A 1,527-nucleotide genomic window follows, 5' to 3' on the forward strand; every position below is an offset into this window, starting at 1 on the left:
CAAGGTCACCGAACACCAGGGCGGCTACGACAAGTTCAGCGCCGATGTCACCGACGCGCTGAAGCCCGGCCGCACCCAGGAGCTGATCGTCGGCGTCTACGACCCCACCGACGGGGCGAACGGCGAGAACCCGCCGATCGGCAAGCAGCGCCTGGACCCCAGCGGCATCTGGTACACGCCGACCTCGGGCATCTGGCAGACCGTGTGGATGGAGCCGGTCGCGGCCGACCACGTCGATCAGCTCAAGCTGACCCCGAATGTGGACGCAAGCACGCTCACCGTCGAACCGCAGGGCGTCCGCGACGGCCTGCCGGTCACGGCCACGGCCTACGACGGCAAGCGCAAGGTCGCCACGGTCACCGGCCGCAGCGGGCAGCCTCTGACCCTGCGCATCCGCAACCCGCACCTGTGGTCGCCCGACGATCCCTTCCTCTACGACCTCAAGGTCACCGTCGGGGCCGACCATGTCGGCAGCTACTTCGGCATGCGCTCCATCAAGGTCGAGAAGATCGACGGCGTTCCGCGCACCGTCCTGAACGGCAAGCCGATCTTCATGATGGCCACCCTCGACCAGGGCTTCTGGCCGGACGGCCTCTACACGGCCCCGACCGACGAGGCCCTCGCCTACGACCTGAAGATGCACAAGAACATGGGCTTCAACTCGGTGCGCAAGCACATCAAGGTCGAGCCCGACCGCTGGTTCTACTGGGCGGACCGGCTGGGTCTGATGGTGTGGCAGGACATGCCGGCAATGACGGCCGGCGTGAACCCGTCCACCGCGGCCCGCACCGAGTACGAGCGCGAGATGAAGCAGATGATCGACGAGCACATCAGCAGCCCGGCGGTCGTCATGTGGGTCACCTTCAACGAAGGCTGGGGCCAGTACGACATGGCCCGCATCGCCGACCAGGCCAAGTCCTGGGACCCGACCCGGCTGGTCAACTCCATGTCCGGGATCAACCTCGGGGCCGACGGCGGCACCGGCGACATCCTGGACGAGCACGGCTACCCCAGCCCCGCCCTGCCACCGAACCCGGACGGTCAACGCGCCCTGGTCAGCGGTGAGTACGGCGGTCTGGGGCTCGCGGTGCCCGGGCACGCCTGGTCGGTGCAGCAGTCGTACGTGGACGTCGATCCCTCGAACTACACGGACGACTACCTGGCCAAGCTCACCGAGGTCCACGCGCTGGCCTGCAAGGGCGGCAACGGCGCCGTCTACACCCAGATCTCGGACGTCGAGGGCGAGCTCAACGGCCTGCTGACGTACGACCGCACGGTGGTCAAGCCCGACGTCAAGCGGGTCAAGGCGGCCCAGCAGGCACTGATCTCCGACGCCTCACGGGCGACCCCGGCCGGGTGCGCCTGACATCCCCCGGAACTCGGCGATCGCCTCCCCGCGCTGCGCCGAAGGTCGTGTGCTGACCCATGGAAAGGGTGCGGTCCGCCCGTCGTCACAGCGACGGGCGGGCCGCACTCGGCGTCCGGCCAGTCAGTCGCCCCAGGTGAGCTGCGGCTCGCCGAGAACCG

The 1,527-nt window shown here is 68.7% G+C and carries 1 protein-coding gene; it reads left to right on the forward strand.

Annotation, left to right across the window (positions count from 1 at the left end; all coding sequences use genetic code 11):
• Window positions 1–1,366, forward strand: a 1,366-nt coding sequence (locus tag AB0I54_RS48125; protein WP_363302751.1) for a glycoside hydrolase family 2 TIM barrel-domain containing protein, incomplete at its 5' end; no start/stop codon positions are given.
• Between the last annotated feature and the right edge of the window lie 161 nt (window positions 1,367–1,527).

It is taken from the genome of Streptomyces sp. NPDC050625 (assembly GCF_040654755.1).
In the GTDB taxonomy this organism is placed as follows: domain Bacteria; phylum Actinomycetota; class Actinomycetes; order Streptomycetales; family Streptomycetaceae; genus Streptomyces.